Annotated in this window: 22 protein-coding genes; 2 read left to right on the top strand and 20 right to left on the bottom strand. The window is 38.6% G+C overall.

The annotated features are described in order from the left end of the window. Positions 1 to 103: 103 nt before the first annotated feature. Positions 104 to 2,632 (bottom strand): ATP-dependent Clp protease ATP-binding subunit, encoded by a 2,529-nt coding sequence (locus AB5217_RS07790; protein ID WP_032843495.1) that lies wholly within the window; start codon positions 2,630 to 2,632, stop codon positions 104 to 106. Positions 2,633 to 2,989: 357 nt separating this feature from the next. Between AB5217_RS07790 and gyrA the strand changes: the two genes are divergently transcribed. Both gyrA and AB5217_RS07780 read left to right on the top strand, forming a co-directional pair. Next, positions 2,990 to 5,566, top strand: a complete 2,577-nt coding sequence (gene gyrA, locus AB5217_RS07785) for a DNA gyrase subunit A (RefSeq protein WP_004295965.1) — start codon at positions 2,990 to 2,992, stop codon at positions 5,564 to 5,566. A 32-nt stretch (positions 5,567 to 5,598) separates the two neighbouring features. Further along, positions 5,599 to 6,813: a tetratricopeptide repeat protein gene (locus AB5217_RS07780; RefSeq protein ID WP_004295966.1), complete on the top strand. Its 1,215-nt coding sequence runs from the start codon at positions 5,599 to 5,601 to the stop codon at positions 6,811 to 6,813. A gap of 241 nt (positions 6,814 to 7,054) precedes the next feature. Here the strand turns inward: AB5217_RS07780 and AB5217_RS07775 are convergent, their stop codons facing one another. The 19 genes from AB5217_RS07775 to tsaD form a co-directional block, all read right to left on the bottom strand. Then, positions 7,055 to 8,176, bottom strand: a complete 1,122-nt coding sequence (locus tag AB5217_RS07775) for a universal stress protein (RefSeq protein ID WP_004295968.1) — start codon at positions 8,174 to 8,176, stop codon at positions 7,055 to 7,057. 77 nt (positions 8,177 to 8,253) lie between these two features. Beyond that, complete coding sequence (locus AB5217_RS07770; protein WP_004295969.1) at positions 8,254 to 8,544, bottom strand: hypothetical protein; 291 nt, start codon at positions 8,542 to 8,544, stop codon at positions 8,254 to 8,256. Positions 8,545 to 8,672: 128 nt separating this feature from the next. After that, positions 8,673 to 9,506 carry a tetratricopeptide repeat protein gene (locus AB5217_RS07765; RefSeq protein WP_004295970.1) on the bottom strand — a complete coding sequence of 278 codons (834 nt, stop codon included), beginning with the start codon at positions 9,504 to 9,506 and terminating at the stop codon, positions 8,673 to 8,675. 18 nt (positions 9,507 to 9,524) lie between these two features. Then, a complete protein-coding gene (locus AB5217_RS07760; RefSeq protein ID WP_004325924.1) occupies positions 9,525 to 11,354 on the bottom strand; it encodes a BatD family protein in 1,830 nt (609 codons plus the stop codon). Positions 11,355 to 11,385: 31 nt separating this feature from the next. Next, complete coding sequence (locus AB5217_RS07755; RefSeq protein ID WP_004295972.1) at positions 11,386 to 12,108, bottom strand: tetratricopeptide repeat protein; 723 nt, start codon at positions 12,106 to 12,108, stop codon at positions 11,386 to 11,388. 8 nt (positions 12,109 to 12,116) lie between these two features. Then, positions 12,117 to 13,145: a VWA domain-containing protein gene (locus AB5217_RS07750; protein WP_004295973.1), complete on the bottom strand. Its 1,029-nt coding sequence runs from the start codon at positions 13,143 to 13,145 to the stop codon at positions 12,117 to 12,119. 45 nt (positions 13,146 to 13,190) lie between these two features. Then, on the bottom strand, positions 13,191 to 14,174 hold the full coding sequence (locus AB5217_RS07745; RefSeq protein WP_004295974.1) for a vWA domain-containing protein: 984 nt from the start codon (positions 14,172 to 14,174) through the stop codon (positions 13,191 to 13,193). A gap of 49 nt (positions 14,175 to 14,223) precedes the next feature. After that, entirely contained in the window at positions 14,224 to 15,312 is a 1,089-nt protein-coding gene (locus tag AB5217_RS07740; protein WP_004295975.1) for a hypothetical protein, read from the bottom strand. Next, entirely contained in the window at positions 15,312 to 16,181 is an 870-nt protein-coding gene (locus tag AB5217_RS07735; protein ID WP_004295976.1) for a DUF58 domain-containing protein, read from the bottom strand. The genes AB5217_RS07740 and AB5217_RS07735 overlap by 1 nt, the downstream gene beginning before the upstream one ends. 83 nt (positions 16,182 to 16,264) lie before the next feature. After that, complete coding sequence (locus AB5217_RS07730; protein WP_004295977.1) at positions 16,265 to 17,260, bottom strand: AAA family ATPase; 996 nt, start codon at positions 17,258 to 17,260, stop codon at positions 16,265 to 16,267. A gap of 237 nt (positions 17,261 to 17,497) precedes the next feature. Next, positions 17,498 to 18,913, bottom strand: coding sequence for an HU family DNA-binding protein (locus AB5217_RS07725; protein WP_032845040.1), 1,416 nt, complete (start codon positions 18,911 to 18,913; stop codon positions 17,498 to 17,500). Between the two features lie 12 nt (positions 18,914 to 18,925). Then, positions 18,926 to 19,198, bottom strand: coding sequence for an HU family DNA-binding protein (locus AB5217_RS07720; protein ID WP_004306073.1), 273 nt, complete (start codon positions 19,196 to 19,198; stop codon positions 18,926 to 18,928). Beyond that, positions 19,191 to 20,501: a 30S ribosomal protein S12 methylthiotransferase RimO gene (gene rimO / locus AB5217_RS07715; protein WP_004306074.1), complete on the bottom strand. Its 1,311-nt coding sequence runs from the start codon at positions 20,499 to 20,501 to the stop codon at positions 19,191 to 19,193. Before rimO ends, AB5217_RS07720 begins: the two co-directional genes overlap by 8 nt. Next, positions 20,498 to 21,457 (bottom strand): signal recognition particle-docking protein FtsY, encoded by a 960-nt coding sequence (gene ftsY, locus AB5217_RS07710; protein ID WP_004295981.1) that lies wholly within the window; start codon positions 21,455 to 21,457, stop codon positions 20,498 to 20,500. The genes rimO and ftsY overlap by 4 nt, the downstream gene beginning before the upstream one ends. Positions 21,458 to 21,595: 138 nt before the next feature. Further along, the gene (locus AB5217_RS07705) at positions 21,596 to 21,754 is read right to left on the bottom strand and encodes a DUF4295 domain-containing protein (RefSeq protein WP_004295982.1); all 159 of its coding nucleotides are present in this window, start codon (positions 21,752 to 21,754) and stop codon (positions 21,596 to 21,598) included. A 16-nt stretch (positions 21,755 to 21,770) separates the two neighbouring features. Next, a complete protein-coding gene (gene rpmG, locus AB5217_RS07700) occupies positions 21,771 to 21,959 on the bottom strand; it encodes a 50S ribosomal protein L33 (RefSeq protein WP_002560155.1) in 189 nt (62 codons plus the stop codon). Positions 21,960 to 21,980: 21 nt separating this feature from the next. Further along, positions 21,981 to 22,241, bottom strand: coding sequence for a 50S ribosomal protein L28 (rpmB, locus tag AB5217_RS07695; RefSeq protein WP_004295983.1), 261 nt, complete (start codon positions 22,239 to 22,241; stop codon positions 21,981 to 21,983). A gap of 122 nt (positions 22,242 to 22,363) precedes the next feature. Then, a complete protein-coding gene (locus tag AB5217_RS07690) occupies positions 22,364 to 23,596 on the bottom strand; it encodes a competence/damage-inducible protein A (RefSeq protein ID WP_004306075.1) in 1,233 nt (410 codons plus the stop codon). A gap of 44 nt (positions 23,597 to 23,640) precedes the next feature. Then, entirely contained in the window at positions 23,641 to 24,660 is a 1,020-nt protein-coding gene (gene tsaD, locus AB5217_RS07685) for a tRNA (adenosine(37)-N6)-threonylcarbamoyltransferase complex transferase subunit TsaD (RefSeq protein WP_004306076.1), read from the bottom strand. Between the last annotated feature and the right edge of the window lie 114 nt (positions 24,661 to 24,774).

Raw genomic sequence — 24,774 nt, 5'->3', positions numbered from 1 at the left:
ATCTTGCTCAAGACAGTTAAAGGGTTCTGCTGCCTTATGCAAGAAATAAAAAATGGAATTGATAGAACCCACCTTAAATTATTTTCTTATTCAGGAAATAACTCTATTCCAGAGAAACAACTTTCATCTCCAATTTGCCTTTTTCTTCATTAAGGGTTACTTGAATAGTATCTCCCTCTTTTAAAGACGAGGAAATGATGAGCTCGGATAAACCATCCTCCAGATAGGTTTGAATTGCGCGCTTCAAAGGACGGGCGCCATATTGTACGTCATATCCCTTGCTAGCGATGAATTCTTTCGCCTTATCTTCAATAACAAGCTTGTAACCAATAGATTCTATTCTATCGTACAATCCTTTTAGCTCTATGTCTATAATCTTTGTTATCGCTTCCAGAGAAAGTTGATCAAACGTGATAATCTCATCTACACGATTGATGAATTCAGGCGCGAATGATTTATTTAGAGCTTTTTGTATAACACTTCGCGAGAATTCTTTATCATCCAGGCGGCTTTGTGTCGCAAAACCAACACCACGTCCAAATTCTTTCAGCTGGCGGGTTCCGATATTGGAAGTCATGATAATAACGGTATTTTTGAAATCTACCATTCTGCCATAACTGTCAGTCAGACGACCCTCATCCATTACCTGAAGCAGGATATTGAATACATCCGGATGTGCTTTTTCTATTTCATCAAGCAATACAATAGAGTATGGTTTACGGCGCACTTTTTCTGTCAGCTGGCCACCTTCTTCATATCCTACGTATCCCGGAGGTGCCCCAACCAAGCGTGAAACAGTGAACTTTTCCATATATTCACTCATATCGATACGAATCAGTGCATCGGCAGAACCGAACATATACTTGGCCAACTCTTTTGCTAGGTGAGTTTTACCAACTCCTGTCGGACCTAAGAACATAAACGTGCCAATGGGCTTATTAGGATCTTTGAGTCCTACACGGCTTCGCAAAATGGCTTTGACCAGCTTTTCTATCGCTGTGTCTTGTGCGATGACTTTAGCTTGCAAATCTTCTTTCATACCTGCTAGCTTGATGCCTTCGGCCTGTGCCATTCGTTGTACTGGAATGCCTGACATCATTGAGATAACATTGGCAATTTCTTCTGCATCAACAGTTTGCCTGTTTTCTTTTAGATTGGCTTCCCATTCTTTTTTCATCTCATCCAATTGGATAGAAAGTTCTTTCTCCTTATCACGGAAGCTGGCTGCAAGTTCAAAATTCTGCGATTTTACGGCTTCATTTTTCTTGTTTTTAGCTTCTTCGATCAGCTTTTCCTGTTCTTCTATCTCTTTGGGTACATTGACATTAGTAAGATGTACACGTGAGCCGGCTTCATCTAAAGCATCAATGGCTTTATCAGGGAAATTACGATCTGTGATATAGCGGTCTGTCAGCTTGACACATGCTTCCAATGCTTCATCTGTATAATACACATTGTGATGATCTTCATACTTATCCTTGATATTACGCAAAATCTGCAGAGTTTCGGCAGCAGTAGTCGGTTCTACGATTACTTTTTGGAAACGACGTTCCAATGCGCCATCTTTCTCAATATTCTTACGATATTCATCAAGAGTGGTGGCACCGATACATTGTATTTCTCCTCTTGCCAATGCTGGCTTTAGCATATTGGCGGCATCCATAGAGCCTGCTGCAGAGCCTGCACCTACAATCGTATGAATTTCATCAATGAATAATATAACATTCGGATTCTTTTGCAATTCATTGAGAATGGAACGGATACGTTCTTCGAATTGTCCACGATACTTTGTTCCTGCCACAACAGCAGTCATGTCAAGAGCAACGACTCGTTTATCAAACAGGATACGCGAAACCTTTTTCTGAATGATTCTCAATGCAAGACCTTCAACAATCGCTGATTTTCCTACACCGGGTTCACCAATCAGAATTGGGTTATTCTTTTTGCGTCGACTTAATATCTGCGCTAAACGTTCGATTTCTCTTTCTCTGCCCACAACAGGATCCAACCGTCCTTCTTCTGCCGCTTTTGTCATGTCAGTACCGAAATTGTCAAGTACTGGCGTATCATTAGACGGCTTCTTGGAAGCGGTTTGTGCCTGTTGGCGTTCATCCGAGCCACCTCTGCCGGAACGAGGAGAAGACATTTCTTCGTCATCCTCATCGTCTTCCGAAAAGCCCATGCCGGAATTGATATCCGGCTGCAATGTAGCTTGCTCCAGTACTTTCACGTAGTTTATATCGTTTGCTTCAAGTACGGAAGCCGCCATATTGTTTTTTTCTCTTAAAATAGCCAATAATACATGTTCTGTATCAGCGATGTTACTTTTCATTCCACGAGCTTCTAAAATACACATTTTTAATATCTTTGCCGCATCATTAGATAACGGCACCTCTGCATCAGGCAATAACATTTCATCAGCTTCTGCCTTCAGCTGAGCTTCAATCTGTTGCTTTATAGCAGCCAGATTGGTGTTGAGTTTAGACAATATCTCGATAGCTTTTCCTTCACCGTCACGGAGTATTCCCAGAAGCAGGTGTTCGGGACCTATATACCTACTTCTCAACCGATTCGCTTCTTCCTTACTATAGACGATAATGTCGGAAACTCTTTGTGAGAATTGATTATTCATACTTTTTTCCTTTTCTTCTAAGGGTTATTCACTGGCAAATATACGCATTTAATCAAGTTTGTATTGCAATATTTGCTTTATTTCTTATATCTACAAATGGCGTGCCATAAAAACAGTGTATTTGTATTATATATATAAGGTATAACAAATAATAGGCTCTTTTTTACCGATGTTATTTATCTTTCCATATTATATTTATCGTTTTTATCTTTTTATTTTTGTATTTTAAAGTTTGGCGGGTTATCGTCCCGGTCATGATAAAACTTTCTTTCTAAAAACTTTCGTATATCGGGGAAAAGTAGTACTTTAGCGTGGTTTTTCACAAACCGTAGAATGTATAATTAATAATCATTTTAAATGCTTGAACAAGACAGAATTATAAAGATTAACATCGAGGAGGAAATGAAGTCATCGTACATTGACTACTCCATGTCGGTCATCGTTTCGCGTGCCCTTCCGGATGTTAGAGATGGATTTAAGCCTGTTCACCGTAGAATTTTATACGGAATGATGGAATTAGGCAATACTTCAGACAAACCTTATAAAAAGTCAGCGAGAATCGTGGGTGAGGTACTTGGTAAGTATCATCCTCATGGGGATTCTTCTGTTTATTTTGCAATGGTACGTATGGCGCAGGAATGGGCAATGCGTTATCCTTTGGTAGATGGACAGGGAAACTTTGGTTCTGTGGATGGTGATAGCCCTGCTGCTATGCGTTATACAGAAGCTCGTCTCAATAAGTTGGGTGAAGCAATGATGGATGACCTGTATAAGGAAACCGTTGATTTTGAGCCAAACTTTGATAATACGCTGGTGGAACCTAAGGTGATGCCGACGCGTATCCCGAACCTTCTGGTGAACGGAGCATCCGGTATTGCTGTTGGTATGGCTACCAATATGCCTCCTCATAATCTTTCGGAAGTGATTGAAGCATGTGATGCATATATTGATAATCCGGAAATTACGGTAGAGGAACTGATGGAATTTGTTAAAGCACCGGATTTCCCTACTGGCGGATATATATATGGTGTGAGTGGTGTACGCGAAGCATATTTGACAGGTCGCGGACGTGTAATTATGCGTGCGAAAGCTGAAATTGAAAGCGGACAAACACATGACAAGATCGTAATAACAGAGATTCCTTATAATGTAAATAAGGCCGAACTGATTAAATATATTGCTGATCTTGTAAATGATAAGAAGATAGAAGGTATCTCAAATGCCAACGATGAGTCTGACCGTGATGGTATGCGTATTGTTATTGACATAAAACGTGATGCAAATGCAAGTGTAGTGTTGAATAAACTCTATAAAATGACAGCTTTGCAGACCTCTTTTGGTGTTAACAATGTGGCTTTGGTTCATGGACGTCCAAAAACGTTGAATCTAAGAGATTTAATTAAATATTTCATAGAGCATAGACACGAAGTTGTTATTCGTCGTACTCAGTTCGATCTTCGTAAGGCGAAAGAGCGTGCGCACATTCTTGAAGGTTTGATTATTGCTTCAGATAATATTGATGAAGTAATTCGTATCATTCGTGCTGCAAAAACTCCGAATGACGCAATAACAGGCTTGATTGAGCGATTTAACCTGACAGAAATTCAGGCTCGTGCAATTGTAGAAATGCGTTTGCGTCAGTTAACTGGTCTGATGCAGGATCAGCTTCATGCGGAATACGAAGAAATAATGAAGCAGATAGCTTATTTGGAAAGTATTCTGGCTGATGATGAAGTATGTCGTCGGGTAATGAAAGAGGAATTGTTAGAAGTCAAAGCGAAATATGGAGATGTACGTCGCTCTGAAATTGTTTATTCTTCAGAAGAATTTAATCCGGAAGACTTCTATGCAGATGATCAGATGATTATTACAATTTCTCATATGGGTTATATTAAACGTACACCGTTGACCGAATTCCGTGCCCAAAATCGTGGTGGAGTAGGTTCGAAAGGTACGGAAACCCGTGATGAAGACTTTGTAGAGCATATTTATCCTGCTACCATGCACAATACCATGATGTTCTTTACACAAAAGGGTAAGTGTTATTGGCTGAAAGTATATGAAATACCTGAAGGAACGAAGAATTCTAAGGGCCGTGCTATTCAGAACTTGTTGAATATTGATTCGGATGATAATGTAACTGCATACTTGCGTGTGAAGAGTTTAGAGGATTCCGAGTTTATCAATAGCCACTATGTATTATTCTGTACTAAGAAAGGTGTAATAAAGAAGACATTGCTTGAACAGTATTCTCGTCCTCGTCAGAATGGTGTAAATGCTATAACTATCCGCGAAGATGATAGCGTAATTGAAGTTCGTATGACGAATGGAAATAATGAAATCATCATTGCAAACCGCAATGGTCGTGCAATTCGTTTCCATGAGGCAGCAGTTCGTGTAATGGGACGTACAGCAACAGGTGTACGTGGTATTACGTTGGATAATGATGGTCAGGATGAAGTAGTAGGAATGATTTGTATCAAAGATTTGGAGACAGAATCTGTAATGGTAGTTTCCGAACAAGGATATGGTAAACGTTCTGAAATTGAAGACTATCGTAAAACGAACCGTGGAGGTAAGGGTGTGAAGACCATGAATATTACCGAAAAGACAGGTAAGTTGGTAACAATCAAGTCGGTAACCGATGAAAATGACTTGATGATTATCAATAAGTCTGGTATCACTATTCGTTTGAAGGTAGCGGATGTTCGTATAATGGGCCGTGCTACTCAAGGCGTTCGTCTGATAAATCTTGAAAAACGTAACGACCAGATTGGTTCGGTATGTAAGGTTATGACAGAAAGTCTTGAAGATGAAATTCCGGCAGAAGAGGCAGAGGGTACAATCGTGAGTGATCCGAATGCTGATGTTCCTGATATTGATGATGCAGCGGACGTAAATGAAAACGAAAGCAATAACGAAATTGAGGAATAGACATAATATTAATAATTAATCAAACAACAATCATGAAAAGAGTATTATTTTCTATGGTTTTATTGATGGCTGTTAGCTTCTCATTCGCTCAGATGAAGAATGTGAAAGAAGCAAAGAGTATGGCTAATGACGTAAAACCTAATTTTAAGCAGGCTGAACAGCTTATTAAGGAGGCTATGAAGAATCCTGAAACGAAGGATCTTGCTGACACATGGGACGTTGCTGGATTTATTCAGAGACGTATCAACGAGGAGCAAATGAAAAATGCTTTTTTGAAGAAACCGTATGATACATTGAAAGTATACAATAGTATTCTGAAAATGTATGAGTACTATAATAAGTGTGATGAATTAGCGGAAATACCTAATGAAAAGGGAAAAGTTAAAAACAAATATCGGAAGGCTAATGCTTCCAGTATGTTGGCTGAACGTCCTAATTTGATTAATGGTGGTATTCAGTATTTCAACCTGGACAAGAATAAAGAGGCTTTGAAGTTCTTTGCAACCTATGTAGAGTCAGCTTCTTATCCGATGTTAGCTGATAAAGAATTGGCTAAAAACGATACTCTTCTTCCGCAAATTGCTTATTATGCAACATTAGCTGCTGATAGAGTAGGCGATAAAGATGCGATCATTAAATATGCTCCTATGGCTTTATCCGATAAAGATGGAGGTAAATTTGCAATGCAATTGATGGCTGATGCTTATAAAGCTAAAGGTGATACTGCTGCATGGATTAAGTCTTTGGAAGAGGGTATCCTTAAGTTCCCTGGAAATGATTATTTCTTCGCTAATTTGGTTGATTATTATAATAGCTCTAATCAAGCTTCTAAAGCTATGGAGTTTGCTGATAGAATGTTAGCTAATGATCCGAATAACAAGTTGTATTTGTATGTAAAAGCATATCTTTATCATAATATGAAAGAATATGATAATGCAATCGAATACTACAAAAAAGCTATTGCTGCTGATCCGGAATATGCAGAAGCATACTCTAATGTAGGTTTGGTATATTTGATGAAAGCACAGGATTATGCTGATAAAGCAACAACAGATATCAATGATCCTAAGTACGCTGAAGCACAAGCTGTGGTTAAGAAATTCTACGAAGAAGCTAAACCATTCTATGAAAAAGCCAGAGCTTTAAAACCCGATCAACAAGATTTATGGTTGCAAGGTCTTTACAGAGTTTACTATAACTTGAATATGGGACCTGAATTCGAAGAAATCGATAAGATGATGAAGTAAGATCGTTTTCTGAAAAAATATAAGAAGGCTATTAGAAATAGTAGTCTTCTTTTTTTTATTCAATAGTTTAAAGTAGTAATTGAAAAATCTTATATTTGATATGGACTTGAGTGGAACAGGTAAATTTCTTCATTTAAATAAAAATAGAAAAAGGAGTAAGGTCATTATATTACTCCTTTTTCTATTAAACATAATATTAATTATTCCCTAATCTTGGATGCTCATTTTTTGCCTGATTTGATCAGCTGTTAATAACAAGCAATGGTGTATCTGAATGGAAAATCATTTTTCTGGCAATACTTGGATTAAATAATCGAGCAAATATATTCCTTTTGTAAGAAGTCAAAGTGATTATATCTATATGATTATCTTTGATATACTGATCAAGTCCTTTTAATAAATTATCATTCATCACTACGTCATAATGAATTTCAAGCCCCGGATATTGCTTGTGAAAATATTCTTTTATACCTGCTAGTTTTATTTCATTCCAGGTATCTTTAGAATCTGTAAGGTGTATCAAAGATACAGAAAAATGGAATGATTTCCAAGTATTAAAGAATGCCTCGAAAGCAATTAGATCTCTTTGATCAAAATTGGTAATAAAGGCAATCCGTTTTGCTTCACTAAACTGTTTAAATGGTGTATTTTCCGGAATAGCCAATACAGCCGTGCGACTCCTGTCAATAACTTCAGCGGTTACACTGCCAATTAAATCAATGTCTTTCTGATTTTTGCCTCGGGTACCCATAATGATGACCATAGGACGCTGTTCTTTAGCATATCTTAAGATTTCCTCCTCTGGAATACCTTCACGTAAGATGCAGCTATATTTAACGTTGGGAAATTCGCCTGATGTAACTTTTTCTTTTATCTTCTCTGATAAAGCATTGAGATCAGAATGGACTTTTTGGATAATCGTTTTTACAGATTCTTCATCTCCAATCTGGTAATTGAAAACATCCCCATAAGGCAACGACGATGCATAAATAGGCGTGAAATAGACATGCAACAGGATGACTTCTGCATTTTCTGTTTTTGCCAGGTTGAATGCAAATTCACATGCTTTCATCGAATAATTAGAGAAGTCGACGGGAATTAAAATCTTATTTGATTTATCTTTTACTTTGGGCTCCTTCTCTCCCACTATACTTTCAGACAGCCATGTAGAACTTTCTGTTATTTTCAAAGCACGTGGCAGATCGCTTTCTTTAATTCGTAAACGCACTCCCGATGAAACAACCGGTTGTATTTGATTAACGTTATGAATGTAGGTTTCTATACCTTCATTTTCCAAGACATTCTTTAAGATCTGCGCTTTGGTGTATGTCAGAATGGCCAGGGTTACTAATTTGTCTTCCATAAATGTACATTTTATAAGGTGAAAACAAATAAGAAATCCCAATTGTTTGATTCAATTGGGATTCAGTTTGTTATATTTTAAACTTGCACAGATTCGGTAGCCTGTTCTTTTTGCATACTCATATTCAATTCATCTAGGATTTTTAAAGCCCGATCAAGAACGGTCGTGTCATCCAACATTACAAGCCCACCATCTGGACCGGGCTCGAGATGTATTCCGACGCTTTTTCCCTCCTTGAAATTGTGTCCTCCGAAGAAGTTTCGCACTGTATCTACGTGCAAACCAAGTTCGTCTGCTATTCTATGCATGCTACCGCTAGGCAATGAATCTTTAATTTTACGAAGTTCATTAAACGTTATTGTTCTCATGTCTCATAAATTTAATGGTTAATACTATGTGATTTTTTTATCACGCTATAAACTTAAGCAAAAAAAAAGATAAAACAAATTATTTGCTTATCTTTTTTTCTTGAATATATAAAATCTATTAATGACCTTTATATCACCTCGATAGCAGAAGCAGGTACCCACCCGACTTTTCCATCTTCCAGTCGAATTTCTTTCCATTCTTTCATAGAGTTGTCTTTGACACTTACCTTTCTCCCTTCATGGAGAATAAACAAGCTAGTCCCACTCTCACTTGGAGTACTTCGTACTGTTACACTCGGATTCATTACTATCGCCTCACTTCGATTAACCAAATGCTCTTTTTGTTGCGAAGCAAAAAGATTAGAGCAAACAGTGACAATCAGCAAAATGATTCCTGATATGAATCCTATTTTCTTTAACATAATCTGTTTGGAGAATATAAAGAAATAGAAAGCGATAATCAATAGAATAAAGGAGACAATACCCCATGTGGCCCATGCATCTACACTCATACTATTTGTCAGAGATTTGATCCATGAAACAAAGAATACTTCAGGAACAGGTTCAACCTTGTCTATTGTTTTTGCACGTGCCACTTCAAGATTAGCACGGATGTCACCATTTCCTGGTTGTAATAGCAGAGCACGCTCATAATTTAAAACAGCTTTCGCTATCTCCCCTATTTTATAATAACTATTTCCCAGATTGTAATAGACGTCGGCAGCTTCTCCATTTTTCAGTAATGCTTCATATATCTGAATAGCTGCTGCATAATCTTCTTTTATATATGCGGAATCTCCTTCAGCTTTTGTTGCATCTTCCAGTGTATTACTGGAAAATGTGGTATGCGAAGCGTGGATAGAATCAACTCCATTCGTTTGTCTAGTATCAATGCTTAACGAATCTTGTCCGAAACAAGTAAGCGACATTGATAATAATATAAAAAATAATATCTTTTTCATGACATAATCTCTTCTGGGTTAATGTTTTATTGAATTCTCCATTTTGCTTATTACTTCTATTGAAGAAGAATAAACTTTATCCATAGCTTGATTCTCATCACCTGGAGCAAACCGTGCAAATTCACAATCATTCAATGCATTCAGGAATTCTTTGATTAGTTCCTCATTTACTCCGTGATTTCTTAGTTTCTCTTCAATATTATCTTTAGATAAACGAGATACCGGAATATTCAGTTTGTCACTTATATATCCCCACAATGCCTTTAATACCTCATCGTAGAAAGCATCTTTTTTATTTTCGGAGAGTAATTTTCCTGCAAGCTTCATACGCTTCGTTGCCACTTTATTTGCTTTCTTCGTACGCATTTTAGCAACATTTGCATTTTCAGCAGCTTGCTTACGATAAATAATAAAGAAAATAATAAAGGCAAGAGCCGGAATGATATAGAATAACCAATATGTCATTGAACCATAGAAGAAACTTCCTTTAGGTTGGAGAGTAACTTCATTCTGTTTGATATAACGGATGTCTTCACCTAATACTTTCAAGTCCTCTTTATTCGTGAAGTTAGCAATTACTTGATCCGCATTACCTGCACCTTTCTCAACATTTACTACATAATCTTCTGTTTTCAGTGTTTTGTAAGACTTGGAGCGAATATCAAAATAGCTGAAAGATACTCCCGGAATCTTATATGTTCCGGCATGTCTCGGAATTGCTAAATATTCAATAACTTTATTGCCTGTGAGTCCTTCCCGGGTTAATCTGACTTGATTGTCTACTTTGGGATCATATACTTCAAAATCATCCGGGAATTTAATTTCCGGATTAGAAATCAACTTCAGGTTACCTGTACCGGATATTACCAGTTTAATAGTAATAGCATCATTGGTTTTCAGTTCCTTACTGTTGATAGAAGAAGATATATTGAACTCTCCCACTCCACCTGAAAAATCTGCAGGTTTACCCGTAGGAAGCGGATTGACATTTATTGCTATCTTAGGAGTGGAAATATTTTTTTTAATTTCAATGACATTACTTCCTCCATTGAAGAAGGCATCAAAAGGATCATCTGATTGCACAGGTTTTCCGATAGTCATCTGGAACTGTGCCGGATCAATATATAGCTTTCCTGATTGTTGCGGGAAGAGAACAAACTGGCGATAAACCGTTGTATAGTAATTACGTCCCTGATAATGCTCCGGAGTCCATCTTGCATTGGTTGTCATTTCTATTTCTTGAGAATGGAAACCTTTAAAGTCGGGCAATTTCGCATTATTAAGTTGTAAGTTGGATTCTCTGGTGTATATTTTATAGGTCAGGACAAAAGCCTCCTGTTCATACACATTTGTTTTACTGGCACTTGCCATAATAAAAAGGTCCTGATTAGAGACACTTGTACCAGATGAGGAATGTATAGAACCACTACTACTATTATTTTGTCCGCTATTGCCACCTTGATCTTGTGGCAATACTTTAATCTTTACTGAGTTTGACACCATTTGGTCACCATCGGCAACAATGGAGGCACCGGGTATTGTGTATTCTCCGGCATTATTAGCCATTAATATGTATGTAAATGTAATACTACTAGTAGATGTAACATTACCATTCACTATTTGAGTACTACTTTGTTGTGAACGGCTTGGACCCATCAATACATCAAAACCTTTGATTGATGGTGCCCGAAAATCTTTCACTTTTTGTGTAGTTACAATATACGACAGCCTGAATTGTTCGCCTACTACCACTGCATCAGGAGCAGAAGCAGTAAAAGACACCTTATCAGCAAACACATGAGTGCTATATGCTATCAATGCCATCAATATAATAATCAGTTTTTTCATTGCTTATGAAATTTATATCATCAACTTTATATTACCAATCTTTTTCCAAGCGACCGCCTTGCATAACTTTTTGTTGCTTCTTCACTTTATCCTGCACATCTTTTTCGTCCTGCATGACAGAGTTCAGTAATTGTTCAGCATTCTCCTTTGACATCTGATTGTCTTGTTTCTTTTCAGATTTCGGTGGTTGCTGCTGATCTTTCTTTTCATCTTGTTTCTGATCCTTCTGTTTGTCTTTATTCTGGTCCTGTTTCTGATCTTGCTTTTGCTGATCTTTGTTTTGGTCCTGATTTTGATCTTGATTCTGCTGATTTTGTTGGTCTTTCAGCATTTTCTGTGCGAGAGCCAAATTGTACCGGGTTTCATGATCGGTAGGATTATTACGCAGTGACATTTTATATGCATCTACAGCTTTGGCATAGTCTTTACCAGCCTGGAAAATTACTCCCATATTGTGATAAATATGGGCGAGTTTCATTTTATCTTTTTCTATTTTGCTGGCCGATACATATTGTTCCATGGCATCCTGAAACTTTTGCTGTTGCGAAAGGGTATTTCCCAGATTATACATGGATACCGTAGACTTGGGATTAGCTTCCAAGGCCTTCCGATAGTTCACCTCTGCATCAACAAATACGCTATCATTAAACAGACGGTTTCCCTTACGGATATAGTCGCGTTCTGCTTTCTGAGCCGATACACCAGCTGCCGCTAACAGAAATACAGCGAATAGAATATATTTACTTTTTAACATACGTATAACTATTTCTTATTAGAAAACAGGTGAATGTTCTTAAATAAAGGATTTTTGCGATCCAGAATTAAGATTTCTGCCAATAACAATAGTAGAATAACCCATGCAATAGCCTGGAATTGTTCGTTAAACTCCGTATATACTTTCGACTCTACATCAGATTTCGCCATTTTATTCACTTCTTGATTGATGGCCTTTTGGGCTGAATTAGAATTATCTACTCGTACATATATACCTTTTCCTTCTTTTGCAATTTCCTGACACATAGCTTCATTCAAACGGGTAACAATCACATTACCTTCCCGGTCGCGGCGGTAATCATTCGTTCCTTCCACCGGTATTGGAGCGCCATCAGGCATACCTACTCCCAATACACTTACTTGAATACCCTTTTCTGCCGCAGCTTTGGCAGCTTCCACTGCACCACCTTCATGATTTTCACCATCAGTAATAACAATAATAGCCCGTCCTACCCCTTCTTGCGGAGTGAAACTACGGGCTGCCAGATTGATTGCTTCCCCAATAGCTGTACCCTGTTTAGAAATCAACGAAGGACTAATGGATTCTAAGAACATCTTAGCGGAAATATAGTCACTTGTAATTGGCAGCTGTGTAAAAGCGTCACCGGCAAATACAATCATACCTACCTTATCATTATCAAGCTCATCTACTAATCTGGATATTAATCTTTTTGCTTTTTCTAAACGGCTAGGCTGTACATCCTGCGCTAACATAGAGTTTGAAATGTCCAAAGCAATAATTACCTCTACTCCCTTGCGTTTAACCGTTTCCAGTTTTGAACCGAATTGAGGGCGTGCCAGTAATACGGAGAACAAACCAATAGCAACAAAAATAATCCAGAATTTTACATCCGGACGATATTTGGATACGTCAGGCATTAACTGAGCCAACAAAGTCGGATCTCCGAAACGTCGGATATTCTTTCTCCTCTTGTAATTGGAATACAAGTAGAAAGCTGCTAAAAAAGGTAATAGCAACAATAAATATAAATATGTAGGTTCTCCAAATCGAAACATCTTCTTACTATTTTATGATTGGCAAATAACGATTGACAAACATCCTTATGGAATTTTCTTGAGTACCGAATTACGTAATAGTACTTCCAACAAGACACAGAGGAAAGCTGCTAAAGCAAACCAATGATATTCTTCGTCCCGCTTACTATACTCTTTTACATTCAGTTTCGTCTTTTCCAGTTTATCAATTTCTTCATATACTTCTTTAAGCTTCGAGTTGCTCGTAGCCCGGAAATAGTTACCATCTGTCGTTCCGGCAATCTCTGTCAATGTCTTTTCATCAATTTCTACCGGCATACTTACATATTGCACCGTATTTCCGACTGGATAAGGATAAGGAGCCATTCCATTGGTACCTACTCCGATGGTATATACACGAATACCAAAGCTTTTTGCTATTTCTGCCGCTGTCATAGGCGAAATATCTCCCTTGTTATTTGTACCATCCGTCAATAGGATAATAACTTTGGATTTCGCTTTGCTATCTTTTAAGCGGGTTACAGCATTTGCAATACCCATACCGACAGCAGTACCGTCAGTGATAAGACCACATTTGATATTATGTATCATATCCAATAATACAGCATGGTCTACAGTCAACGGACATTGGGTGAAAGTTTCTCCTGCAAATAATGTAATACCGATATTATCATTGGGACGTCCATTGATAAACTCTGCAGCTACGTCTTTAGCAGCTTCCAGTCTGTTCGGCTTCAAGTCTTCAGCCAGCATACTGGTAGAAACGTCGATAGCCAGCATAATATCAATTCCTTCTATCTCACTGTTCTGCCACTTATTAGTAGTTTGCGGGCGTGCAAGAACCAAAATAACCAGTACTAAAGCAAGGCAGCGTAATAGAAATGGAACATGCAACAAATAATTCTTATAACTTTTAGGTGTATGCGCATATACCCGGGCATCTGAAATTTGAAGAGTTGCTTCACTTTTCTTTTGCTTCAGGATATACCATACAATATACGGTATAAGCAATAATAGCAAAAACAGATATTCAATATTGGCAAAAACCATTTTATTTATGATTTAACAGTTTACTATTTAGTATTAAGCTATACATCCTTTATACAAAAAGATTGTATAACTGTAGACCTATATATATAAAGGTACCGATCAATGCTGCTGATAACAATGCAATTCCACAAATCAGCATAGCTTTAACACGTAAAGAACGTTTCTCAATAATAGTGATTTCCGTTGGTTGCGGTTTCTGATTTTCCTCTTCCAGTTGTTTGGTCTCATTGATAAAATCAATGGCGTTAATCAAATTGGCATCGTTTTCATTCATCTGAGGATTATGCTTGGCGAACTTCACTAAATCAGCAGTCTGGAACAATAGTTTTAGGTCTGATATGGCCTCTTTATCATTCATTTCCAGTAACTGATCAATTATTTCAGAAGAAGTCATTTCCAATGCATTAAATCCGAAACGATCCTTAATATATGTACGAATAGCATCGGTAAGTTCGGTATAGTACTCCTTCGATTGCCCTTTCTGCCACACCTTCTCTGTCTTGATACGTTCTATCTCTTTCATTGCAGCCTGATGTGGCGGCAATTTAGGTTCAACTTTAATTTTACGGATAATCGGTTTATTATCACGTATGCGAACAATCAGATAGATCAGCAAACCAAGCAAAGGTAAAGCCAAGAATGAACAAGCGATCAATCCATACCAGTCTTCCCATGCAAAAGGAGCTTTCATCACAGATTTTTGTCCGAAGAACTGGTCCGGATGTAAGGTGTCAACCGGCATTGAATATACTTTTAATGCGAGAGCTTTGGAGTTGTACACTTTCCCATCTACGGTAACCGGCATTGGCGGCAGATAATATAGAGCAGAGTCAAAAGAAGTGATAATGTACTCCTGCGTAATCACCATCCTCTGACGATCATTCAGGAATTGGGTATCTGGTTTGACTGTTTCTATAATTTCCACACCTCTTACCAGTGTATCAGTGTAAGCAGGAAAAATAGCACGCTGTTTGGCATCCATGGCTACTTGCAATTGCACTTTCGCCTGTTCGCCGATTAGTATCTGCAGTGAATCAATTTTTGCTTCTACTGTAACAGACTGTGCTACTGCTTTACTGACAAACAATAGACCTAATAATGCTATCAGAATAATATTTCTATTCATCTTTGATTCCATTAATTTCGTTTGGCAAATAAATTCAACAATGCCTTTACGTAATCCTGATCGGTTCTGACGGATACAGCATCTACGTTACTTTTGGTAAAAGTATCGTTCAGTTCAGTCTGCTTTTGTATCCACCAGTCGCGATGTGCCCGGCGTACAGCTTTGGAAGAGGTGTCAATCCATTGTTCATGCCCAGTTTCTGCATCTTTGATTCGCATCAGTCCTACTGGAGGAAGATCACTGACTCTCCTGTCGTATACTTGCAATGCTACTACATCATGTTTCCTGTTAGCAATGGTCAGCGCATTCTTAAAGCTTTCCTGGTCAATAAAATCTGATAAGATAAATGCAGTGCAACGCCTTTTCATTACGTTTGTCAAATATTCCAAGGCAAGACGAATATTTGTGCGACGGCTTTCCGGTTGGAAATCAATTAATTCACGGATAATATACAAGATATGTTTACGTCCTTTCTTGGGAGGAATAAACTTCTCTATCCGGTCTGAAAAGAAAATCACACCTATTTTATCATTATTCTGGATGGCAGAGAAAGCAAGAGTAGCAGCGATTTCCGTCACCATATCTTTCTTTAACTGCTTGATCGTACCAAATTCCAAACTTCCGGAAACATCAACCATTAACATAACTGTCAGTTCACGTTCTTCTTCAAACACTTTCACATAAGGTTTATTGAAGCGCGCAGTCACATTCCAGTCTATGTCACGTATATCATCACCGAATTGATATTCACGGACTTCCGAAAATGACATACCCCTACCTTTGAAAGCCGAATGATACTGGCCTGCAAAGATATTGTTAGACAATCCTCGTGTCTTTATTTCAATTTGGCGAACTTTTTTTAGTATTTCACTTGTTTCCATTTATACAGTAGTTAATTAGTAGGTAGTTAAGTAGTCATGCATAGATATTTATGACTACTTATTGACTGTATTATAACTACAAATTAGGGTACTTCAACCTTATTCAGAATCTTACTGATGATTTCGTCCGAAGTCATGTTGTTAGCTTCAGCTTCGTATGTCAATCCGATACGGTGACGAAGAACATCGTGTGCTACAGCACGTACATCTTCCGGAATAACGTAGCCGCGACGTTTGATGAATGCATACGTACGAGCAGCTAAAGCCAGATTGATAGACGCACGAGGTGAACCTCCGAATCCGATCATATCTTTCAGTTCCTTGAGATCATATTTTTCAGGGAAACGAGTTGCAAATACGATATCTACAATATAACGCTCGATCTTCTCATCCAGATAGACTTGACGAACAACCTTACGTGCTTCAATAATTTCATCCGCTCTTAGAATAGGTTTCACATTGAACTTCTCACCATTGATATTCTGACGAATAATCAATTTTTCTTCTTCCAACTTCGGATAATCAATGACTACTTTCAGCATGAAACGGTCAACCTGTGCTTCAGGAAGCGGATAAGTACCTTCCTGTTCGATAGGGTTCTGAGTTGCCAATACAAGGAAAGGTTCCGGTAACATGAATGTTTCTTTACCAATAGTAACCTGACGTTCCTGCATTGCTTCCAGCAAAGCACTTTGTACTTTTGCAGGAGCACGGTTAATTTCATCAGCTAATACAAAGTTTGCGAAAATAGGTCCGCGCTGCACTTTAAAAGATTCATCTTTCTGACTGTAAACCATTGTACCGATAACGTCTGCAGGCAATAAGTCCGGCGTAAACTGGATACGGCTATATTTCGCATCAATCAGAGAAGCGAGTGTCTTAATAGCCAAAGTTTTCGCCAAACCAGGCACACCTTCCAAGAGGACGTGGCCATCGGAAAGTAATCCGATAAGCAGTGATTCAACCAAATGTTTCTGACCAACAATGATTTGGTCCATACCTGTCGTAAGATTGGTAACGAAAGCACTTTGTCTTTCAATCCGCTCATTTAGCTCGCGGATATCAATTGATTCAGCCATAAATACTTAATATTTTATTATTTAAATCCCATTAATTTTATGTAAGCCTTGCCTGTGTCATAAGGCTTTTTATTTTGCCCCAAAAGTACGCCATATAATTAACGATTGCAACTAATTTTTATTAAAAAACAATGCGAAATCTTTAGATTAAGGTACTTTCATACGCTTTTGTACATCCATAACACTTCACCCGACCAATACAGGATTTGCATGGTCGGGTGAATGGATTATAACTACTTATTCTTTTGTAAGTTCTGGTATTTCAATAGTTGTGCCATACGGTACATTGTTGGGGTTCTTAATAACCTTCGGATTGTGTTTCACAATGTATGGCCACATTGCCTTTGTACCATAAAAACGCAAGGAAACCCTAGTCAAAGTTTCTCCTTCTTTGATTGTATATTTTGTCTTGGTTCCCGTAATCTTATAAGATGCTGAATCCAGATAGGCAGAAGTAGCAGGTTGTTGTGTAACCGTTTGAGGTTCTGCTTTGACAGGAATAGCTTCTTCTTTTTTGGCAACCGGTTGTGTCGTGGTAGCGACTTTGGATACATCAGGCGTTATTACCTTTGTAGTATCCTTATGTGCAATCGTATCAGAAAGCTGCGCTTCCGGTTGAACGGGTTGAGTGGTCACAGGCGGCATATCCAGTGCATTCTTGTCAGATGAAGAAGAGGATAAATCCGGATAATAAATAAAAAGAATGACACCTCCGCATAATAACAAAACGACTACAATAACAGCTATTAAATAAGGTACAGGAGATTTTTCCTTCACAGGGGCTGTCTTTTTAGAAACCGGTTGGGATACTTGTTCCGGTTGGACCGGTTTTATCGTTTCTTTTTCAGCAGGAGGCACTATAGGAGTCACAGGTTGCAGATTTGCTTTTAGAAGCTCTTGCTCTATAATCTTTTCGGCAGTGATCTCTTCTTTTTCTTCTTCTATAAATGCTGCTTGCTGCTCATTGATTATCACTTCCTCTTCCGGAACCTCTTCATCTTCCAGCTGTTCTACCTTTTCTTCGATATCAGTCTCTGTAATGGCTTCTTCGGGCTCTTTAGGAGACGTCTGTTCTGTCGATTCCTGTGCTATTGCAGATTCCTCAGTAATAGCAGGTTCTTCAATGGACTCTTCCACAAGTGGCTGACTGGCTATTTGCTCTTCCTGAATCGGCTCTTCTTCCGAAAGACCATCATCAGTACCTTCATTTTCTTCTATCACAGTAGTTTCAGAGTCATCCCCCATCTCATTCAAGACTGCCTGTGCTGACGCTTCCTCTCCTGTTTCTTCTTCCTCAGTCTCTTCTATCGGAGTATCTTCCAGAATTGTATTTTCATTCAATACAACAGTCTCAAAGTGTGCAAAAGGTTTATTTATCGTATCCCTTAGATTTGCATCCGGAGAAAATGAGACTTTTGTATGTCCTTTTATCTGGAAACGCTCGCCTGTGTTGACATTGACACTTTCCCGGCTATCTACATCAATAAGTTTGAAAGTTCCCAATCCTTTGATTTTTACAGTATTTTCGTTCTCCAAGGCTTGTTCTATCAAGAGGAAAAACTCTTTAACAAACGCTTCGGCGTCTTTCTTGGTCATGCTATGTTTGGCTGCCAATAAGTCAGTAAGGTCTTGAATTGTTAGTCTTTCATTCATAACGGGAAATATTTATTTAAACTTATCTTTCAATGTATTGCTAGGTCTATACGATAATACCAATTTAGGTGGAACCAGCATGCGTTGTTTGCTTGCCGGGTTGATTGAAATCCGTTCCGCTTTCTTTTTCACTTCAAAAGAACCGAATCCTTGAATTGCAATCACATTACCTTCTTCCAATTCTTGTGTCATACTGGACAACAAAGAATTCATCAATTCGGAAGTATCCTTGATTGTGTATCCCAATCTTTCCGCTAGTTCGGATGTAAATTCCTTATTATTCATAGTCATTTATAATCTTTGCATATAAATCAAAATCGTCCGCATTCACCACTTCTACCTGATAAAACTGTCCGATCTTAAGTTCTCTCTCTGAACGATCAATCAATACTTCCGGATCTACTTCCGGTGAATCAAATTCTGTCCGTCCGATATAATAATCTCCTTCCAGACGATCGATGATCACTTTCATCTGTTTACCGATCTTTTCTGCACTTAACTCTGCCGAAATACCTTGCTGGATATCCATCAATTCATCAAGTCGGGCTTGTTTAACCTCTTGTGGAATAGAATCTTCGTATGTTTCTGCAGCATAAGTCCCTTCTTCTTCGGAATATGCGAAAGCACCCATTCGATCAAAACGTACTTTACGTACAAATTCTTTGAGATCCTCGAAGTCTTCCTCGGTTTCTCCGGGATGTCCTACCATTAAAGTCGTCCTCAGGTGAATGCCCGGCACTTCTCTGCGGAATTGTTCGATCAATTGGTAAGTATCCTCTTTGCTCACTTGTCGGCGCATTAACTTCAACATATTGTCACTGATGTGCTGAAGGGCAATGTCCATGTATTTACATACATTGTCACGTTCGCGCATAACCCGGAATAAATCTGTTGGGAAATGTGCTGGATAGGCATAATGCAAGCGAATCCATTCCACCCCGGGTATATCAGAAATACGCTCAATCAATTCCGGAAGCATTTGTTTCTTATACCGGTCTATGCCGTAATAAGTCAATTCCTGTGCGATCACCTGAAATTCTTTCACGCCTTGCGATACCAGGTATCGTACTTCGTCCAGAATTTCTTCCATTGGTTTGGAAATATGGTGTCCTGTAATAATAGGGATAGCACAATAAGAACATTTACGATCACATCCTTCTGAAATTTTCAGGTAAGCATAATGCTGGGGAGTTGTCAATGTCCGTTCGATATATAATTCATCGTGATAGACCTTTCCCAAGTCCTGTAAAAGCTCCTTCCAATTAAACTTCCCATAAAACTTATCTACCTGTGGTATCTCAACAGCTAATTCCTTGAGATAGCGTTCGGAAAGACAACCCATCACGAAAAGTTTCTTTAAATCCCCTTCTTCCTTTCTTTCAGCGAACTCCAGAATCATATTTATGGATTCTTCTTTGGCATCACCAATGAAACCACATGTATTGATTACCGCAATTTCTCCTTGCGGATTTTCAGTGTCATGAGTTACGCTGTATCCGACTTCCTCCAATTGGCGCATTAGCTGCTCGGAGTCAACCAGATTTTTAGAACATCCTAAAGTAATAATATCTATTGTTTTTCTTTTCATGCATTTTCTCCAAACAAGGAATCAACGAATTCATTTTTACGGAATACCTGCAGGTCTTCCATGCCTTCGCCTAGTCCGATATACTTAACAGGAATCTTGAATTGATCGGAAATACCAATCACAACACCACCTTTAGCGGTTCCATCAAGCTTAGTGATGGCCATAGCGGTAACTTCCGTCGCCAAAGTAAATTGTTTGGCTTGCTCAAATGCATTTTGTCCGGTGGAACCGTCCAGTACCAATAAAACTTCATCCGGTGCATCAGGCACTACCTTTTTCATCACATTCTTAATTTTGGTCAGCTCGTTCATTAAGCCCACCTTATTGTGCAGACGACCGGCTGTATCAATAATAACCACGTCTGCGTTATTGGCAACAGCCGAACTAAGGGTGTCATAAGCTACAGATGCGGGATCTGCTCCCATTTTCTGTTTGACTACGGGAACTCCTACCCGTTCTCCCCAAATCATTAGCTGTTCCACAGCTGCAGCGCGGAAAGTGTCGGCGGCTCCCAGGTAAACGGATTTACCTGCTTTCTTGAATTGGTAAGCCAGTTTACCAATGGTCGTAGTTTTACCTACCCCATTTACTCCCACAACCATAATGACATAAGGTTTTCTTGCGATGGGTACGTCGAAATCAGCTACATCACCCGAATTATTTTCAGTAAGCAGAGCTGCTATTTCGTCACGTAATATAAGATTCAGTTCCTGAGTATTTACATACTTATCTGCAGCTGCACGTTTTTCGATGCGCTTGATAATATTTAAAGTTGTTTCTACACCTACGTCAGATGTAATCAGCACTTCTTCCAGATTATCTAATACTTCATCGTCTACTTTTGACTTGCCAGCCACAGCACGAGCTATTTTACTGAATACGCTCTCTTTGGTTTTAGATAATCCTTTATCTAAAGTTTCCTTCTTCTCCTTTGAAAAAAAACTAAAAAATCCCATATTTACACTTGTTTGTATAATACATTTGCTACAAAGATATAACAAAGGATTGGAAAAGTAAAAAAAGAAGCAATAAAAAATCCCCTCATTGTTCGCCAATGAGAGGATTTTGCAGTTATAGCGTATATGCTATTTCGATTATTTTTTGAAAAAGTCTTGTACTTTTTCGTTCGGAACCATTTGTTCATCAAAAACGTATGCTCCAGTTTTCGGAGATTTTACCATTTTGATAACCTTGGTATAAGCACGACCTTCTTTAGAACCTTCGTGCAAACTTGCTACTGTTTTCTTTGCCATGGGTTATACTACTTTATTATTTAATTTCCTTGTGTACTGTTACTCTCTTCAGAATCGGGTTGTATTTTTTCAACTCAAGTCTTTCTGTAGTATTCTTTCTGTTCTTAGTTGTGATATAACGAGATGTTCCCGGCATTCCACTGTCTTTGTGTTCTGTACATTCCAGAATCACTTGTACTCTGTTACCTTTTGCTTTCTTTGCCATTGTAAGTTTTCTCCTCTACGTTTAGCCGATTACTTTAATGCTTTTCCAATCACAATAACCTTTAGCCACTGCTTCAGTCAGCGCAGCATCCAGTCCTTTTTTGTTGATAATACGCAACCCGTTAGCACAAATGCTAAGGCTGATCCAACAATCTTGTTCTACATAATAGAACTTTTTGTTAAACAAGTTCAAATCAAAGGTTCTTTTAGTTCTTCTCTTTGAGTGTGAAACATTGTTGCCAATCATGGCTTTCTTTCCGGTAATTTGACAAATCTTCGACATTTCTATCTTATTTTTATAGTTTTATATCTATACTTCTTTCAAACAGGACGCAAAGTAAGCACTTTTATCCGTATAAAACAAGAATTTCCTAAAATAATTCACTTCCAGGCTCCTATTTTTCTTTATTTGAGTAAATCACGGAGCATTAATAGTGCATTATTGCCTGCTCTTTCGATATTCATGCTTCTTCCGCGGTTCGTTTCCTGTTTGTAAGTACGAATTTCGTTTTTATAACCAGCGGCTATCCAAACAGTTCCCACCGGCTTCTCGGGAGTACCCCCTCCAGGACCTGCTATCCCTGAAGTAGCAACGGCGCAATCGGTTTTTAGTGCTTTCATCGCACCTTTTACCATTTCAATCACAGTTTCTTCGCTGACGGCCCCATGTTGCTCCAATGTTTCGGAGGAAACGTGTAAAAGTCCCATTTTTACTTCATTAGAATAGGCTACTACGCTTCCGTTAAAATATTCAGAACTACCGGCAATGGAGGTCAAACGTGCGGCAATACTGCCTCCGGTACAACTTTCTGCGGTGGAAACGGTCAATTTCTTCTTTTTTAAAAGTTCACCGACTATAACTTCCAATGGCGTATCTTCTTCACCGAAAATGTCTTCACCAAGTATTTTCTCTAATTTTACCTTTTCACGTTCAAGAAGAACTTTTACTTCTTCCCTGTTTTGTCCGCGTCCTGTCAGTCTAAGACGAATAATCCCCAGCTTAGGCAAATATGCCAATTTGATACATTCTGGCAGAGCACTCTCCCACGGTTCCAGTTTTTCTGCCAATACGGATTCCGGATAGTGTTGTACAAGAAATGTTTGATGCATAATTACATCCGTTTGAAACCTCTCGTGCAGCTTAGGTAATACACTTTCTGTCATTACGGCAGTCATCTCTTGCGGAACGCCCGGCATGGAAACAAGTACCTTTCCATCTCTTTCGAACCAGCTGACAGAAGCACTTCCTACAGGATTATTTATCACTGTACAATCTTTCGGAACCATTGCCTGGCTTTTGTTGAGTGCATTCATTGGTATTTTCCCTGCCAGTACCCGTTTTACATTTTCGAATACTTCTTCACTGAAAACCAGTTCTGTATGAAAGTATTTGCATAAAGTTTGTTTGGTGATATCGTCTTTGGTAGGTCCGAGTCCTCCGGTTACTAAAACAATATTCACCCTTTCCATCGCATTATCAATCGCTTCCAAGATTTCCTTTTCCCGGTCACGGATTGAAACAATACGAAGAACCTCAATGCCTATTTTATTTAATTCCTGCCCCATCCAGGCTGAATTAGTGTCGACAACCTGTCCTATCAACAGTTCGTCGCCAATGGTTATTATTTCGGCAAACATACTTCTTAGTTTTTATCCTATTATATATAATAAGGTATACCCAATTATAACGTCACACGAGAATAAGCCGGAAGATCAATAGAACAAAAGTCCTTATCCAGATATTTGAAATATCCGGTAATGGCGATCATGGCTGCATTATCAGTCGTATAACTGAATTTAGGGATAAAAATGTTCCAGCCATATTTCTCGGCATGTTCCCGGAAAGCATTACGCAATCCATTATTTGCAGAAACTCCTCCGGCCACAGCTATTTCATTAATCTTATATTCTTTGGCGGCTTTTCGTAATTTATCCATCAGAATATCCACTACAGTAGCCTCCAATGATGCTGCAAGATCTACTTTATGGTGTTCTATGAAATCAGGATCTTCCTTTAACCAGTCGCGTAATGAATATAAAAAGGAAGTTTTCAATCCGCTGAAGCTGTAATCTAAACCAGGAATATGCGGTTTGCTGAATGTAAAAGCTTTCGGATTTCCCTGACGAGCCAGTTTATCAATGATCGGTCCGCCGGGATAACCAAGTCCCATCACTTTAGAGCATTTATCAATAGCTTCACCTGCGGCATCGTCAATAGTCTGTCCAAGAATCTCCATATCATTATAGGCTTTGACCAGTATGATTTGTGAATTTCCTCCAGATACCAGCAAACAGAGAAATGGGTAAACAGGTTGTCTCTCTTCTTCTCCTTCCGCTTTAATAAAATGAGCTAAAACATGTCCGGTCAAATGATTAACATCAATCATTGGGATGTTTAAAGAACGAGCGAATCCTTTTGCAAAGGAGACTCCAACAAGCAAAGACCCCATCAATCCCGGTCCGCGAGTGAAAGCTACCGCGCTCAACTCTTCTTTGGTGACGCCGGCACGTTTTAATGCTTCATGTACTACCGGTACGATGTTTTGTTGGTGTGCCCGTGAAGCCAACTCGGGTACTACTCCACCGTATGCTTCATGTACGGCTTGACTTGATACCACATTTGACAGCAAATAACCATCCTTGATTACGGCTGCCGACGTATCGTCACAGGAGGATTCAATTCCTAAAATTATTGCACTCATAAGTATTTAAACTATTAAACGGTGCAAAAGTAATCATAAAACTACGATTCGTAACGAACTATTTTATATTTTTGTTCGCAAAATAAAAGTTATCGCATATCAGAACGCTGAAAA

The organism is Bacteroides sp. MSSM.1001136sp1_RTP21357st2_D2_RTP21359_211015 (genome assembly GCF_040913205.1).
In the GTDB taxonomy this organism is placed as follows: domain Bacteria; phylum Bacteroidota; class Bacteroidia; order Bacteroidales; family Bacteroidaceae; genus Bacteroides; species Bacteroides ovatus.
The sequence above is the reverse complement of the archived record's forward strand: the minus strand, read 5'-3'. Positions and strand labels throughout refer to the sequence as shown.